Source organism: Asanoa sp. NPDC049573 (assembly GCF_040676615.1).
GTDB lineage: Bacteria > Actinomycetota > Actinomycetes > Mycobacteriales > Micromonosporaceae > Asanoa.
The window spans coordinates 532,218-546,490 of sequence record NZ_JBFAPI010000001.1 but is presented as its reverse complement, the minus strand read 5'-3'; the positions used below and the strand labels follow the sequence as shown (position 1 = coordinate 546,490).

The following is a 14,273-nucleotide window of genomic DNA, read 5'->3' as shown; positions in this document are numbered from 1 at the left end:
ACAGTTGCCGATTGGCAACCATAGTTCAGCTCGCGGTGGCCAGCATCCCGTGCGGGTCGAGCACGTACTTGCGGGCCGCGCCCTCGTCGAACTCCGCGTATCCCCGCGGGCTCTCGCCGAGCGGGATCGGCGTCGCGTTGACGTTCTTCGCGATCGACACCCGGTCGTTGAGGATCGCCATCATGAGCTGGCGGTTGTAGCGCATCACCGGGCACTGGCCGGTGACGAACGAGTGCGACTTGGCCCAGCCGAGCCCCAGCCTGATCGACAGGGACCCCTGCTTGGCGGCCTCCTCGCGCGCGCCCGGGTCGCCGGTGACGTACAGGCCCGGAATGCCCAGCGCCCCACCGGCGCGGGTGACGTCCATCAGCGAGTTGAGGACCGTCGCCGGGTGTTCCACCGTCGCGTTCTCGCCGTGGCCGCGGGCCTCGAAGCCCACCGCGTCGACGCCGCAGTCGACCTCGGGCGTACCAAGAATCTCCTCGATCTGCTCCTTCGGATCGCCCTTGGACACGTCGACGGTCGCGCAGCCGAAGCTGCGTGCCTGGGCCAGCCGGTCCTCCTGCAGGTCGCCGACGATGACCGTGGCCGCGCCGAGCAACTGGGCCGCCGTCGCGGCCGCCAGCCCGACCGGGCCCGCGCCGGCGATGTAGACCGTGGATCCGGTGGTGACGCCGGCACCGACGCAGCCGTGATAGCCGGTCGGGAAGATGTCGGCCAACATGGCCAGGTCGAGGATCTTCTCCATCGCCTGGTCCTTGTCGGGGAACACCAGCAGGTTCCAGTCGGCGTACGGCACCATCACGTACTCGGCCTGGCCGCCGACCCAGCCGCCCATGTCGACGTAGCCGTAAGCCGAACCGGGCCGCTCCGGGTTGACATTGAGACAGACGCCGGTCTTGCCGGCCTTGCAGTTGACACATCGTCCACAGGAGATGTTGAACGGCACCGAGGCCAGGTCGCCGACGCTGATGTATTCGACATCGGGGCCGGTCTCGACCACCTCGCCGGTGATCTCGTGCCCAAGGATCAGCCCCTCGGGCGCCGTGGTGCGGCCGCGCACCATGTGCTGGTCACTTCCGCAGATGTTGGTCGCGACGCACTTCAGGATCGCCGCGTGCGGCACCTGGCGGCCGACGTTGTCGGGGTGGACGCCAGGACCGTCCTTGAGTTCGAATGTCGGGTAGTCGATCTCGGTGACCTCGACCTGACCCGGCTTGACATAGGCGACACCCTTGTTGCCTGTCATGACATTCTCGATTCGTTATTGCCCCCCTTATAACGATAATCTGTGGCGGGTGTTAACAAGGGTCCCTTGTTATGCGAAAAGCGTTAACAAGGGACCCTTGCTTATCCCTACGCCCCACCCTCGGCGAGGGTGACCGTCTTCGGGGTGAATGACGCGCCGTTGACGTCGACGCCCTGCTGCTTGAGGGTGTCGAGGGCCTTGCTGACGTAGTCGTTGGTGTAGGCCAGGCCCTCCGGCGCCTTGGTCAGCACCGTCTGGCCGTCGGCGTTCTTCGTGGTCATCGACAGGTCGACCGTCGCCTTCCAGGCCGCCTCGTCGATCATGCCGGCGCCGGCCGTGGCCGGCCAGACGAGCTTGTTGACCTCGTTGACCTGCCAGAGTTGGTGGCTGGCACCGAGCTTCGAGCCGCGCTTGACGACCAGGTCACGGCAGGCCTCGGGGTTGTCGCGGCAGTAGGCCCAGCCCTTGATCGACGCGGTCAGGAACTTCACCGCGGTGTCCTGGTAGGACGGGTCGGAGAGCTTGCTGGTGTTGGCCCAGACCGCGTCCTGCAGCATCGAGGTGCCGACCGTCTGCCAGTCGAGGACGCTGAACGCCGACGGCTGGAAGAGTTGGCCGGTGGCCGGGTCCTTGGCCTCCAGCAACTGGGCATACTCGTTGTAGCTCATCGCCTGTGCCGCGTCGATGTCGTGCCGCAGCAGACCCTGCATGTCGAACTGCTGCTGCACCAGCGTGACGTCCTTGCCGGGGTCGAGCCCGGCCTTGGTCATCGCCGCGAACAACTCGAACTCGTTGCCGAAGCCCCAGTTGCCGACCTTCTTGCCCTTCAGGTCGGCCGGCGACTTGATGTTGGACGAGGCGAACGAGACCTGGTAGGTGCCGGAGCGCTGGAAGATCTGGCCGATGTTGGTGATCTGCGCGCCCTGCTCGCGGGACGCCAGCGCCTTGGGCACCCAGGCGATCGCAAAGTCGGCCTGGCCCTGGGCCAGCACGGTCTGCGGGACGATGTCGACGCCGCCCTCGAGGATCTCGACGTCAAGCCCCTGCTCCTGGTAGAAACCCCGGTCGGCCGCGGCGATGTAGCCGGCGAACTGACCCTGCACGAACCACTGGAGTTGCAGCTTCACGCTCTTCGTGCCGCCGCTGCCGGTCGACGGTGCCGGCTGGTCCGCGGTGCCACAGGCACCCACGGTGAGCAGCAGGGTGGCCATGGCCAACACGGCGATTCTCGTACGCATCACGATGGTCCTCCGTTTGTCGCTAGACCCTCCGCCACGGCATCACGAGCCGTTCCAGGAGAAGGGCCGCCAGATAGAAGACGAGACCGAGCACGCACGCGCCGACCACGAAGGCCCAGGCGCGGGGGTACGCGGTGTTGGCCGCCGCCGACGTGATCCGGGAGCCGAGGCCGTTCTGCAGACCGCCGAAGTACTCCGCGACCACCGCCGCGATCACCGCCAGGGAGGACGCCTGGCGCAGACCGGTGAAGACGAACGGCAGGGCGGCGGGGAGGCGGACCAGTCGGGTCACCGTCCAGCCACGCGCGGCGTAGCTGGCCATCAGGTCCCGGTGGATCGGGTCGACCTCGCGCAGCCCGCGTAACGCGTTGACGAACACGGGAAAGAAGACCACGATCGCGACGACCAGCCGACGGGGCACGTTGCTGGTCGACTCGAACATGTTGTTGAGGATGGGTGCCAGCGCGATGATCGGCAGCGCCCCCGCCGCGGCCGCTACCGGGATCGACACCTCACCGAGAAACCGGAAGCGCGCGGCGACCATGGCGGCCAGCAGCCCGACCACGGCACCGACGAGCAGGCCGATCAGCGCGTTCTCGCCGCTGGCCAGGCCGGTGCGCCAGACCACCTCGCGGGTCGCCCAGAACTCCTCGCCGATCGCCGACGGTGCGGGCAGCACGTAGGGCGCGACGCGGCCGACCTTGACGACCAACTCCCAGGCGACCAGCCCGGCGACGCCGACGAGCACCGGCGGCACGACGGCGAGCAGCCCGCCGCCCCGGCGCCGGGCCGACAGCACGGGTGCGGTGGGATCGGCCGCGACCACCGGATCGACGGCCTGCGTCATGCTTGTGCCTCGGCCGGGACCGGTCCGCCGCGCAGGGCCCGGCGGACCTTGGTGATGCCGGTGAAGAACCCGGCCGACTGCCGGGTCGCCTCGCCGCGTTCGCCGAGGTCGACCGGCACGATCTCGGTGATCCGGCCGGGCCGTGCCGACATCACGACGACGCGGTCGGAAAGGTAGACCGCCTCGGGGATCGAGTGGGTGACGAAGACCGCGCTCGTGCCGAAGCGGGCGCAGATCCGGAGCAACTCGTCCTGCAACCGTTCGCGGGTCATCTCGTCGAGCGCCCCGAACGGCTCGTCCATCAGCAACAGTGGCGGGTGCACGGCCAGCGCCCGGGCGATCGCGACCCGCTGCTGCATGCCGCCGGACAGTTGGGCCGGATAGTGGCCGGCGAACTCGGCCAGGCCGACCAGGTCGAGCATCTCCCGGGCCCGGGCCCGCCGCTCTGCTTTCGAGGAGCCACGCAACTCCAGCGGAAGCTCCACATTGCGCTGCACGGTCCGCCAGTCGAAGAGGCCGGCCTGCTGGAACGCGATGCCGTACTCCTGGTCGATCCGGGCCTGCTTGGCGGGCTTGCCCGCGACGGTGACCGTGCCGGCGGTCGGCTGGATCAGGTCGGCGACCAGCCGCAGCAGCGTCGACTTGCCGCAGCCGGACGGGCCGATCAACGAGACGAACTCGCCGCGCCCGACCGTCAGGTCGACACCGGTCAGCGCGGTCACCTCGTCGGCCCGGCCCGCGTTGAAGACCTTCGTTACCCCCGCTAGTGCCACTGCCGTCATGCGTCGGCCCTCCGCCGGCGGACCAGGAACTCGCTGAGCCCGACGACCGCGGCGACCGCCAGACCGAGCGCGGCCGCACCGATCATCGCCGTGTAGACCTTGGCGGGATCCGTGGTGGCCTCCCGTGAGTATTCGATCACCAATCGACCGACTCCACCACGGGTGCCGGTGGAAATCTCGCCGACGACGGCACCGACCACCGCCGCGGCGCCGGCCAGCCGCAGCGCCGGGAACAGGTAGGGCGTCGACGCCGGCAGCCGGAGCTTGACCAGCGTCTGCCACCAGCCGGCCGCGTAGCTGCGCATCAGCTCCTCGGCGATCGGCGCCGGCGACTGCAGGCCGCGCAGCATGCCGACCGCGACCGGGAAGAACGCCAGATAGGCCGCGATGACCGAGACCGACATCCAGGGTTGCCACGGGTACGAGCCGATGGACAGCGCACCACCCCAGCCGGCGATGACCGGGGCGAGCGCGATCAGCGGGACCGTCTGCGACAGGATCACGTAGGGCAGCAGGCCGCGCTCGACGATCCGCAGCCGCTGCATGAGCACCGCGAGCAGCAGCCCGACCACGCCGCCGGCGACGAAGCCGACCGCGACGCTGCGCAGCGTGACCAGGCAGGCCCGGAGCACGACCAGCCAGATGGGGTCGCCGCCGGCCAGCTCCGGGTCGCCGAACCGGGCCAGGATCGTGCCGACGTGCGGCATCGCGGCGTCGTCGGTGCGCGGCAGGACCCGCGCGCCGAGCAGCTCGACGCCGTCGGCCGGCCCGAGGGCCTTGTAACCCTCCCAGAGCAGCACGCCCACCAACACGGCGCCGAGAATGCCGAGCACCAACCGCAGTCGGCGCCGCCCGGGTCTCATCGGGGTGTGGTGAGCGCCGGGATGATCTTCTCTCCGTACGTCTGGAGAGTGTTTTCCTTGTCGTCGTGCTGCAGGTAGAGCGCGAACTGGTCGACGCCAAGCTCGCGCAGCCGTTCGAGCTTCTCCAGGTGCGCCTCGACCGGGCCGAGCAGGCAGAACCGATCGACGATCTCATCGGGTACGAAGTCGGTGTGCGTGTTGCCGGCCCGCCCGTGCTCCGCGTAGTCGTAGCCCTCGCGGGCCCGGATGTAGTCGGTGAGCGCCTGCGGCACCGCGCCGGACTCGCCGTAGCGCTCGACGATGTCGGCCACGTGGTTGCCGACCATGCCGCCGAACCAGCGGGTCTGGTCGCGCTGGTGTGCCAGGTCGTCGCCGACGTAGGCCGGTGCGGCCACGCAGAACTTCACCGACAGCGGGTCGCGGCCGGCCTTCTCGGCCGCGGCCCGCACCGACGCGATCATCCAGGCGGCGATGTCGGGGTCGGCGAGCTGCAGGATGTAACCGTCGCCGACCTCGCCGGCCAACGCGAGCGCGCGCGGCCCGTACGCCGCGATCCACAGGTCGAGTTGGCCGTCCTTGACCCACGGGAAGTGCACCGGGCGGCCCTTGTAGTCGGCCTCCCGGCCGTGCGCCAGCTCGCGGATCAGCGTGACGCACTCGCGCAGTTCGGCGATCGTCGTCGGCTTGTAGCCCAGGGTCCGCAGCGCCGAGTCACCCCGGCCGATGCCGCAGACCGTGCGGTTGCCGAACATCTCGTTGAGCGTGGCGAACAGCGATGCCGTCACCGTCCAGTCGCGGGTCCCCGGGTTGGTGACCATCGGGCCGACCATCACCCGCGAGGTCTGGGCGAGGATCTGGCTGTAGATGACGAACGGCTCTTCCCAGAGCAGGTGGGAGTCGAAGGTCCACACGTGACTGAAGCCCAGCGTCTCCGCCTGCCTGGCGAGGCGGACGACCTCGCTCGCGGGCGGGTCGCACTGGAAGACGACACCGATGTCCATCCAGAGGTTCCTCTCTCAGCGCACCTTCGGGAACCCAAGGTCGACCTCGCTGGTGGCCGGGTCGGGCCAGCGCGAGGTGACGACCTTGGTGCGGGTGTAGAAGCGCAGGCCGTCGGGCCCGTACATGTGCACGTCGCCGAAGAGCGACGCCTTCCAGCCGCCGAAGCTGTAGTAGGCCACCGGCACCGGGATCGGCACGTTGACGCCGACCATGCCGCAGTCGACGTCGTACTGGAACCGGCGGGCGGCGCCGCCGTCGCGGGTGAAGATGGCGGTGCCGTTTCCCCACGGGTTGTCGTTGACCAGCTTGAGCGCCTCGTCATAGGTGTCGACCCGGACCACGGAGAGCACCGGCCCGAAGATCTCGTCGGTGTAGTAGGGCGACGCGGTGTCCACCTTGTCGACCAGCGACGGCGCCAGGAAGAAGCCCGGGCCATCCGAAATTTCGGATTTGCGGCCGTCGACGACCACGTCGCCGCCCTCGCCGTCGAGGTAGGAGCGCACCTTGTCGCGGTGTGCCCCGCTGATCAGGGGGCCCATCTCGGCGTCGGGGTCGCTGGCCGCGCCCACCCGGATCTTCCCGATCCGGGTAGCGATCTCTTCCACCAGCGTGTCGCCGACCGCGCCGACCGCGACCACGACCGAGACCGCCATGCAGCGCTCCCCCGCCGAGCCGAACCCGGCGGAGACCGCCGCGTCGGCGGCCGCCGGCACGTCGGCGTCGGGCAGCACCACCATGTGGTTCTTGGCGCCGCCGAGCGCCTGCACCCGCTTGCCGTTGCGGGTGCCGGTCTCGTAGATCGACTGGGCCACCGGTGTGGAGCCGACGAAGCTGATCGCCTTCACGTCGGGGTCGGCCAGCAGCGCGTCGACCGCCTCCTTGTCGCCCTGCACGACGTTGAACACACCGTCGGGCAGGCCGGCCCGGCGCAGCAGGTCGGCCAGCAGCAGCGAGACCGACGGGTCCTTCTCGCTCGGCTTGAGGATGAAGCCGTTGCCGGCGACCAGCGCGTTGCAGAACATCCACATCGGCACCATGGCCGGGAAGTTGAACGGCGCGATGCCGGCGACCACCCCGAGCGGCTGCTGGATCGAGTAGACGTCGACGCCGCCGGCGGCCTGCTCGCTGTAGCCGCCCTTGAGCAGGTGGGGCGCGCCGGCCGCGAACTCGGCGTTCTCCAGGCCGCGGGCCACCTCGCCGGAGGCGTCGGCGACCGTCTTGCCGTGCTCCGAGGAGAGCAGCGAGGCGATCTCCTTGCGGTGCCCGTCGACCAGGTCGCGGAACCGGAACATCACCTCGGCCCGGCGGGACAGGCTCGCGGCCCGCCAGGCCGGCTGCACGGCGAGCGCGGTCCGCACCGCCGTGCGTACCTCCTCGGCGGTGGCGGCGACCACCTCGGCCTGGATCTCGCCGGTGGCCGGGTCGAAGACGGGCAGCCGGCGGGACCCGGTGCCGGCGACCTCGCGGCCGCCGATCCAATGTGGAATCTGACGCATCGGGATCACCTTCACCGTAGGTAGGAGGACAGGCCGCGCTTGAGATAGCGGCCGCGGCCCTTGCGGCCGTGGTAGCCGCCGTCGCGGTCGACGATGACCTCGCCGCGCGAGATGACCGTGTCGACCTTGCCTGCGATCCGCACGCCCTCCCACGCGGAGTAGTCGAGGTTCATGTGGTGCGTCGCGGCGCTGATCGTGGTCTGGCCGTGGGGGTCGTAGAGCACGATGTCGGCGTCGGAGCCCGGCGCGATCACGCCCTTGCGCGGGTAGAGGCCGAACATCCGGGCGGGCGTCGTCGCGATCGTCTCGACCCAGCGCTCGACCGACAGTTTGCCCTCGGCGACACCCTGGTAGACCAGGTCGACCCGGTGCTCGACGGTGCCGATGCCGTTGGGGATCTTCGAGAAGTCGCCCAGCCCCAGCTCTTTCTGGTCCTTCATGCAGAACGGGCAGTGGTCGGTCGACACGATCGCCAGGTCGTTGGTGCGCAGGCCGCGCCAGAGGTCGTCGCGGTGCGGCTCGTCCCTGGGGCGCAGCGGTGGCGACGCCACCCACTTGGCGCCCTCGAAGCCGGGCGCCCCGAGCTGGTCCTCCAGCGTCAGGTAGAGGTATTGCGGGCAGGTCTCGGCGAACACGTTGCGGCCGGCGTCGCGGGCGGCGGCCACCTCGGCCAGCGCCTCGCTGGCCGACAGGTGCACGAAGTAGAGCGGGGTGTCGCGGGCGACCTGGGCCAGCGCGATGGCGCGGTGGGTGGCCTCGCCCTCGAGGATCGACGGGCGGGTGATGCCGTGGTAGACGGGGTCGGTCTGGCCTTTCGCCAGGGCCTGGGCGACCAGCACGTCGATCGCGATGCCGTTCTCGGCGTGCATCATGATCGTCGCGCCGTTCTCCCGCGCCGTCTGCATCGCGCGCAGGACCTTGCCGTCGTCGGAGTAGAAGACGCCCGGGTAGGCCATGAACAGCTTGAAGCTGGTCACGCCCTCGTCGGCGACGAGTTGGTCCATCGCCTTGAGCGCGTCGTCGTCGACCCCACCGATGATCATGTGGAAGCCGTAGTCGATGTGCGCGTTGCCGTCGGCCAGCGCGTGCCAGGCGGCCAGCCCGTCCTGCACCACCTCGCCGGTGCGTTGCACCGCGAAGTCGACGATCGTGGTGGTGCCGCCGAACGCCGCCGCCCTGGTGCCGGTGTCGAAGTCGTCGGAGGCGAAGGTGCCGCCGAACGGCAGCTTCATGTGCGTGTGCACGTCGATGCCGCCGGGGATGACCAGCTTGCCGGTGGCGTCGAGCGTCTTGTCCGGTTGCGCCGGCCCGGTGCCCGGCGCCAGCAGGGCGCTGATCGTCTCGCCGTCGACCAGGACGTCGGCCGCGAAACGGCCGGTCGGGCCGACCACCTCGCCGCCGGTGATCAGGAGAGTCATCTGTCGCTCCCTTACGGCTGGACGAGTTGGTCGTAGGCGTCGGGGCGGCGGTCACGGTAGAACTGCCACCGGTCGCGCACCTCGGCGAGCAGCCCCATGTCGAGGTCGCGGACGATCAACTCGGGCTCGTGTGCGTCGCCGACGTCGCCGACGAACTTGCCCTCGGGGTCGACGAAGTAGGACGAGCCGTAGAAGTCGTTCTCGCCGAGCGGCTCGATGCCGGTGCGGTTGATCGCGCCGATGAAGTATTCGTTGGCCACGGCGCTGGCCGGCTGCTCCAGGTTCCAGAGGTAGCTGGACAGGCCGCGGTGGGTCGCGCTCGGGTTGAACACGATGCGCGCGCCGGCCAGACCGAGGGCCCGCCAGCCCTCCGGGAAATGCCGGTCGTAGCAGATGTAGACGCCGATCCGGCCGACCGCGGTGTCGAAGGTCGGGTAGCCGAGGTTGCCGGGTCGGAAGTAGAACTTCTCCCAGAAGCCCTTGACCTGCGGGATGTGCGTCTTGCGGTATTTGCCGAGGTAGGAACCGTCGGCGTCGACCACGGCCGCGGTGTTGTAGAGGACGCCCGGCTGCTCCTGCTCGTACATCGGCAGGATCATGACCATGCCCAGCTCTTTCGCGAGCGCCTGGAACCGCTCGGTGGTCGGGCCGGGGATGCTCTCCGCGTACGAGTAGAACTGCTTGTCCTGGACCTGGCAGAAGTAGGGGCCGTAGAACAGCTCCTGGAAGCAGATGACCCTGGCGCCCTGCGCGGCGGCCTGGCGGGCGTACTCCTCGTGTGCCTTGATCATCGACTCTTGGTCGCCGGTCCAGCTCGTCTGCACCAGTGCCGCACGGATGCTCTCCGCCATCGGAACCTCCTCGTCCCCCGGCCAGCGTGAATCCGTTCAGCCTATGACCGGGGGCGCCTCGACGACAGATCGCAAGGCCGTGGCGGTATCCCGATTTGGCTAGAGGCCCAGCGTGGCGGGCTCCGGGGTGATCGCTTTCCACCGTTCCCTGGGGTCGGCGACCAGTTTGCGGGTCTTCAGGTCGATCAGCCCGCCGACCCCGTCGACCTCGGCGGCCAGGATGCCGTCGGTCCTGCGGATCTCCTGGTGCACCCCGAAGGTGCGCCCGTCGCCCCAGCGGAACTCGCAGCTCACGTCGACCTCGTCGCCGGCGCGCAGCTCGCGGCGGTATTTGATGGTGGTCTCCAGGACGACCGGCGCGATGCCCGAGGCCAGCAACGTCTCCTGGCGCAGCTGCGCGGCGCGCAGGATCTCCCACCGCGCGTGCTCGGCGTACTGGAGGTAGACAGCCTGGTTGAGGTGCCCCAGGCTGTCGAGCTCGTAGCCGCGGACGGTGATCCGGACCTGGAACACGCTGCTAGTCCTTTCGTTCGCCGGGCATCCAGACCGCGGCGTCGTGTGCGAAGACGATCGCGCGGGGGTCGAGCTCGACCAGCCTTTCCACCCACTTCGGGTACGGGATGTCGTGCCCGCTCTGGTGCGCCAGCAGGTCCCGGCCGTAGCTGGTGGCGTCGTCGCGGGCCTGGCCGGCGAGGACCACGGTGCCGTCGGCGCGGCGTACGGCGACCGACTGGTGCCCGTCGGTGTGCCCCGGCGTCGGGATGACCCACACACCCGGCCACAACTCCGTCTCCCCGTTGATCTCCAGGTAGTGCGCGCCGGCGAAGTCGACCAGTTCGGGCAGCGTGTAGTCGGTGGTCTTGCGGGCCGTGGCCAGCTCGCTCGCCTGCACCAGGATCGGCCGGCCGGTGAACAGCGGGTTGCCGCCGCAGTGGTCGAAATGCAGGTGGCAGTTGACGACCATCGTCACGTCGGCGGTGCCGACGCCCGCGCGTCGGAGGGCCTCTTCCACGGGCCGGCGGGTCGGCCGGTAGTGGGCGTCGACGTCGGGATGCGTGCCCATGCCGGTGTCGAAGAGCAGCAGCCCCTCGGGGCGGCGGACCAGGTAGCCGTAGACCGGCTCGACCCGTGGATGGGGCGCGCCGGCTTCCTCGGCCGGGCGGACGAAGTAGCCGAGGTCGATCCGGCGGACGTCTCCCACGTTCTTGATCCTTGCATGGTGGGCGGCTCCGCGGGTGTGTGAGGCTGTTCCGGTGAGCATCGAAGACACCTCCGCCGGCGATCTGGCGGAGTCGATGGCGGCCGAGGCCCGCGAGTTCCTGGCGCTGGTCGGTCCGCCGCTGCCCTACCCGTTCGACGACTCGGGCCGGCGCTGGATCGAATACCGGCCGCGCACCCGGCCCGGCGTCAGCCTGGCCGCGCTGGAGGTGCCGGCCCGCAAGGCGGCGCTGCGGCTGCTGGCCACGGGCCTGAGTCCGCACGCGTACGCCCAGGCACTGTCGATCATGTCCTTGGAGGAGGTGTTGGACCGCTCGGAGGGCTACCGCCGCGGCCGGCATCTCAACGACTTCTGGGTGTCGGTGTTCGGGACGCCCGGTTCCTCGTGGGGCTGGCGCTTCGAGGGGCACCACCTGTCGGTGTCGATGACGGTCGTCGGTGGTCGGGTGTCGCCGGCGCCGGTGTTCCTGGGCGCCAACCCGGCGCGCGTTTCCTACGGCGCGCACGTCGTGTCGCGGCCGCTGGCACCGGAGGAGGACGTGGCGTTCGCGCTGCTCGCCGCGCTGTCGCCGACCGAGCGGTCGCTGGCGGTGGTGTCGGAGGTGCCGCCGGCCGACATCGAGAGCGGCGCGTCGGCCGCGGCCGTGCCGCTGTCGCCGGCCGGTGTTTCGGCGACCGTGCTGAACCCGGCGGCCGGTGCGCTGCTGGCCGCACTGGTGGAGGTCTATCTCGATCGGCTTCCGGCCCCGCTGGCCGAGGAACTGAGCCCCGGGCTGGAGGAGTTGCGGTTCGCGTGGGCGGGGCCCGAGCGCCCCGGCGCGCCGTACTACTACCGGGTCCAGGGTTCGGATCTGTTGATCGAGTACGACAACACCGACACCGGCAACCACGCCCACTCGGTGCTGCGCCGGCCGTCCAGCGACTTCGGGGCGGATCTGCTGGCCGAGCACCGGTCGGCGTACCACTGATCATGCTTCTTTCGGGTTAATCCGGGCGGTCGAGACGCCGCGTCGATCGTGTGGTTGTTCCCGTCAGGTGCGGCATGGGCGCTTTCGTCCTGTTCAATAGCTGAGTCCCGCATCGCCGCGCGACGGAGCTGCCCAGATGACACAGGTTCCGGCCGCCACGCCCGAGTGGCAGATGACCACCCGCGCCCGCAAGTCCTTCATCGGCCTGATCGTCGGCGCGGTGATCGTGCTGCTGGCCGGCAGCGTCTGGATGACATACGACGAGCGGGTCAGGCAGGACCCGGGCCTGCGCGCCTGCGGATCGTTCGCCCGGCGGGCGTCGGTAGAGCTGAGCGAGCCCGAATACCGGCGGCTGCAGGAGATGTTCGCAAGCTCGACGAAGGCGTCGCTGCGCGAGCACGGCGTGCGGGCACTGGAGGCGGGCCGCCTGTCGCGCGGCCCGTCGATGGTGGCGGTGGTGCGCCCGTCGAACGCGGAGGCCGCGGCCCTGCGGGCGGCCTGCGTGTCCGAGGGCGCGCTGCCCCGCTGAGTTTCTATATCGTGTCGTCCGTGGACAGCTCCGCGTCGTCGTCTCTCGCATCCCGTGCCGGCGCTCTGGCCGACGAGCCGCGGCCGTTGCTCACGTTCTTCGACGACGCGACCGGGGAGCGCACAGCTCTGTCGGCGGCGTCGCTGGGCGACTGGGCCGCTCGCGTCGCGGGGCTGTTGACCTCGGGTTGCGGCCTGGGCGCCGGCAGCCGCGCGGCGGTGCTGCTGCCGCCGCACTGGCAGACGGCGGCAGCGCTGCTGGGTGCGTGGTCGGCCGGGGTCTCGGTGTCGTTCCGGCTGTCGGCCACCGCGGGCTTGCCGACGCTGGGGCCGGGTTCGCACGAGCCGCTGGACGCACTCTTCGTCTCCCGCGGTCAACTCGACGACTGGCTGGTCGACGTCCCGGCGGCGACCCACCGGTTCCTGTTCGCGGTCGGTGACGAGAAGCGCCCCGTCGACGTGCCGGAGGGCTACCGGGAGTTCCTGCCGTCGCTGTCCGGGTTCGCCGGTGCGCCGCCGGTCTCCCTGCTCCCGACGGACCCGGCCACCGTCGACGGCACGACGTACGGGCAGTGGGGCTCGCTGGCTCACGGGATCGCGACGGACGCCGGGCTCGTGGCCGGCGACCGGCTGCTGATCGACGCCGCGGAACACGAGCATCCCCTGAAGTGGCTCCTGGCCCCACTATCCGTCGGCGCGTCGGTGGTCCTGTGCGCCAACCTCGACCCGTCCTTGATCGAGTCCCGGGTAGCGGCCGAGGGCGTGACCCGCGTCCTCTGATCGTCGGCCTGGCGGATGTCCCCGGTCTTGTCCACGGGCGTCGGCCGCCGACCTGGCGGCTGGGTTGCTGCCGGGGGACGGTCGTTTCCGCGGGCGCCAACATCAGGCGGCCGACGACCTGGCTGCCGGATTACCGCCGGGGGCCGGTCGTTTCCGCGGGCGCCAGCATCAGGCGGCCGACGACCTGGCTGCCGGATTACCGCCGGGGGCCGGTCGTTTCCGCGGGCGCCAGCATCAGGCGGCCGACGACCTGGCTGCCGGTTACCGCCGGGGGCCGGTCGTTTCCGCGGGCGCCAGCATCAGGCGGCCGACGACCTGGCTGCCGGGTTGCCGCCGGCGTCAGGCGGGTGCGTTTGGTTTGTCGGTGCCGAGGCCGCCCAGGCCGGCGAGGCCGGGACGGATCTCGGTGGTGAGGTCGAGGTCGCTCGCGTCGGGCTGCCGAAGGAGCCCGGCCCGACTCGCGGCGCGGTTCGTGGCGTAGACGGTGCCGGATCCGTCGGCGTCCGGCCTGGCGACGAGCCGCCGCCCCCGCGGCGGCCCGACCCGGTCCCCCGCCATCGTGCCGAACCGGCGCATCAACCGGGCGCCCAGCCAGATGCCGAAGAAGCCGACGCCGAGCGCCAGGCCCTCCATGACCACCATCGGTACGCTGGCCAGCGGATGCCCGCTGCCGGCACGCATCAGGCAGACCACCAGGAAGATCCCGGCCATCGCGCCGTTGACCGCGTTGAAGGTCACGACGTCGCGGCGGACCGGCCCGGCGGGCACGTCCCACAGGTCGACCAGCCCGGCGACCATCGTCAAGGCGGTGGCGACCAGCCCGGCGACCGCCGTCCAGTAGCCCACCTCTCCGACGACGGCCGGCGCACCGACCAACCGTCCGACATCGAACACGACGGCGCACACGAAAAGCCCGACGGGAAAGGTCATCAGTACCGGCTGGATCGGATGGCCGGAGATTCGAAGGCGGGTATCCACGAGCTCCTCCACCCCTGTTGTCGAGGTCAGGGTGCCACGCAGCCATACCCGAAAC

At 70.4% G+C, this 14,273-nt stretch carries 15 protein-coding genes; 3 read left to right on the top strand and 12 right to left on the bottom strand.

All coding sequences use genetic code 11. The features are described 5' to 3' along the window. Positions 1-25: 25 nt before the first annotated feature. The 11 genes from fdhA to AB0J74_RS02435 form a co-directional block, all read right to left on the bottom strand. The gene (gene fdhA, locus AB0J74_RS02485; protein WP_363443462.1) at positions 26-1,249 is read right to left on the bottom strand and encodes a formaldehyde dehydrogenase, glutathione-independent; all 1,224 of its coding nucleotides are present in this window, start codon (positions 1,247-1,249) and stop codon (positions 26-28) included. A gap of 107 nt (positions 1,250-1,356) precedes the next feature. Beyond that, complete coding sequence (locus AB0J74_RS02480) at positions 1,357-2,487, bottom strand: ABC transporter substrate-binding protein (RefSeq protein WP_363443460.1); 1,131 nt, start codon at positions 2,485-2,487, stop codon at positions 1,357-1,359. Positions 2,488-2,509: 22 nt separating this feature from the next. Next, positions 2,510-3,334 carry an ABC transporter permease gene (locus AB0J74_RS02475; RefSeq protein ID WP_363443458.1) on the bottom strand — a complete coding sequence of 275 codons (825 nt, stop codon included), beginning with the start codon at positions 3,332-3,334 and terminating at the stop codon, positions 2,510-2,512. Further along, positions 3,331-4,116: an ABC transporter ATP-binding protein gene (locus AB0J74_RS02470; protein ID WP_363443456.1), complete on the bottom strand. Its 786-nt coding sequence runs from the start codon at positions 4,114-4,116 to the stop codon at positions 3,331-3,333. The genes AB0J74_RS02475 and AB0J74_RS02470 overlap by 4 nt, the downstream gene beginning before the upstream one ends. Beyond that, entirely contained in the window at positions 4,113-4,979 is an 867-nt protein-coding gene (locus AB0J74_RS02465) for an ABC transporter permease subunit (protein ID WP_363443454.1), read from the bottom strand. Before AB0J74_RS02465 ends, AB0J74_RS02470 begins: the two co-directional genes overlap by 4 nt. Beyond that, on the bottom strand, positions 4,976-5,980 hold the full coding sequence (locus AB0J74_RS02460) for a TIGR03842 family LLM class F420-dependent oxidoreductase (RefSeq protein WP_363443452.1): 1,005 nt from the start codon (positions 5,978-5,980) through the stop codon (positions 4,976-4,978). Before AB0J74_RS02460 ends, AB0J74_RS02465 begins: the two co-directional genes overlap by 4 nt. Before the next feature lie 15 nt (positions 5,981-5,995). Next, on the bottom strand, positions 5,996-7,477 hold the full coding sequence (locus AB0J74_RS02455; RefSeq protein ID WP_363443450.1) for a CoA-acylating methylmalonate-semialdehyde dehydrogenase: 1,482 nt from the start codon (positions 7,475-7,477) through the stop codon (positions 5,996-5,998). An 11-nt stretch (positions 7,478-7,488) separates the two neighbouring features. Continuing rightward, positions 7,489-8,895 carry a dihydropyrimidinase gene (hydA, locus tag AB0J74_RS02450; RefSeq protein WP_363443448.1) on the bottom strand — a complete coding sequence of 469 codons (1,407 nt, stop codon included), beginning with the start codon at positions 8,893-8,895 and terminating at the stop codon, positions 7,489-7,491. An 11-nt stretch (positions 8,896-8,906) separates the two neighbouring features. Beyond that, positions 8,907-9,746: a nitrilase-related carbon-nitrogen hydrolase gene (locus AB0J74_RS02445; protein ID WP_363443446.1), complete on the bottom strand. Its 840-nt coding sequence runs from the start codon at positions 9,744-9,746 to the stop codon at positions 8,907-8,909. A 99-nt stretch (positions 9,747-9,845) separates the two neighbouring features. Then, positions 9,846-10,259, bottom strand: coding sequence for a thioesterase family protein (locus AB0J74_RS02440; RefSeq protein ID WP_363443444.1), 414 nt, complete (start codon positions 10,257-10,259; stop codon positions 9,846-9,848). A 4-nt stretch (positions 10,260-10,263) separates the two neighbouring features. Beyond that, entirely contained in the window at positions 10,264-10,947 is a 684-nt protein-coding gene (locus AB0J74_RS02435) for an N-acyl homoserine lactonase family protein (RefSeq protein ID WP_363443442.1), read from the bottom strand. A gap of 94 nt (positions 10,948-11,041) precedes the next feature. Between AB0J74_RS02435 and AB0J74_RS02430 the strand changes: the two genes are divergently transcribed. The 3 genes from AB0J74_RS02430 (at position 11,042) to AB0J74_RS02420 (ending at position 13,240) form a co-directional block, all read left to right on the top strand. Next, positions 11,042-11,932: a DUF3500 domain-containing protein gene (locus AB0J74_RS02430; RefSeq protein ID WP_363444055.1), complete on the top strand. Its 891-nt coding sequence runs from the start codon at positions 11,042-11,044 to the stop codon at positions 11,930-11,932. 136 nt (positions 11,933-12,068) lie between these two features. Further along, a complete protein-coding gene (locus tag AB0J74_RS02425) occupies positions 12,069-12,461 on the top strand; it encodes a hypothetical protein (RefSeq protein WP_363443440.1) in 393 nt (130 codons plus the stop codon). Between the two features lie 20 nt (positions 12,462-12,481). Further along, positions 12,482-13,240, top strand: coding sequence for a TIGR03089 family protein (locus AB0J74_RS02420; protein ID WP_363443438.1), 759 nt, complete (start codon positions 12,482-12,484; stop codon positions 13,238-13,240). Between the two features lie 339 nt (positions 13,241-13,579). Here the strand turns inward: AB0J74_RS02420 and AB0J74_RS02415 are convergent, their stop codons facing one another. Continuing rightward, positions 13,580-14,218, bottom strand: a complete 639-nt coding sequence (locus tag AB0J74_RS02415) for a DUF2231 domain-containing protein (RefSeq protein WP_363443436.1) — start codon at positions 14,216-14,218, stop codon at positions 13,580-13,582. Positions 14,219-14,273: the final 55 nt, after the last annotated feature.

What these genes read in the sequence shown, in the direction of transcription:
- fdhA (WP_363443462.1), bottom strand. Translation starts at nt 1,249, where the DNA reads ATGACAGGCAACAAGGGTGTCGCCTATGTCAAGCCGGGTCAGGTCGAG.
- AB0J74_RS02480 (WP_363443460.1), bottom strand. Translation starts at nt 2,487, where the DNA reads ATGCGTACGAGAATCGCCGTGTTGGCCATGGCCACCCTGCTGCTCACC.
- AB0J74_RS02475 (WP_363443458.1), bottom strand. Translation starts at nt 3,334, where the DNA reads ATGACGCAGGCCGTCGATCCGGTGGTCGCGGCCGATCCCACCGCACCC.
- AB0J74_RS02470 (WP_363443456.1), bottom strand. Translation starts at nt 4,116, where the DNA reads ATGACGGCAGTGGCACTAGCGGGGGTAACGAAGGTCTTCAACGCGGGC.
- AB0J74_RS02465 (WP_363443454.1), bottom strand. Translation starts at nt 4,979, where the DNA reads ATGAGACCCGGGCGGCGCCGACTGCGGTTGGTGCTCGGCATTCTCGGC.
- AB0J74_RS02460 (WP_363443452.1), bottom strand. Translation starts at nt 5,980, where the DNA reads ATGGACATCGGTGTCGTCTTCCAGTGCGACCCGCCCGCGAGCGAGGTC.
- AB0J74_RS02455 (WP_363443450.1), bottom strand. Translation starts at nt 7,477, where the DNA reads ATGCGTCAGATTCCACATTGGATCGGCGGCCGCGAGGTCGCCGGCACC.
- hydA (WP_363443448.1), bottom strand. Translation starts at nt 8,895, where the DNA reads ATGACTCTCCTGATCACCGGCGGCGAGGTGGTCGGCCCGACCGGCCGT.
- AB0J74_RS02445 (WP_363443446.1), bottom strand. Translation starts at nt 9,746, where the DNA reads ATGGCGGAGAGCATCCGTGCGGCACTGGTGCAGACGAGCTGGACCGGC.
- AB0J74_RS02430 (WP_363444055.1), top strand. Translation starts at nt 11,042, where the DNA reads ATGGCGGCCGAGGCCCGCGAGTTCCTGGCGCTGGTCGGTCCGCCGCTG.
- AB0J74_RS02425 (WP_363443440.1), top strand. Translation starts at nt 12,069, where the DNA reads ATGACACAGGTTCCGGCCGCCACGCCCGAGTGGCAGATGACCACCCGC.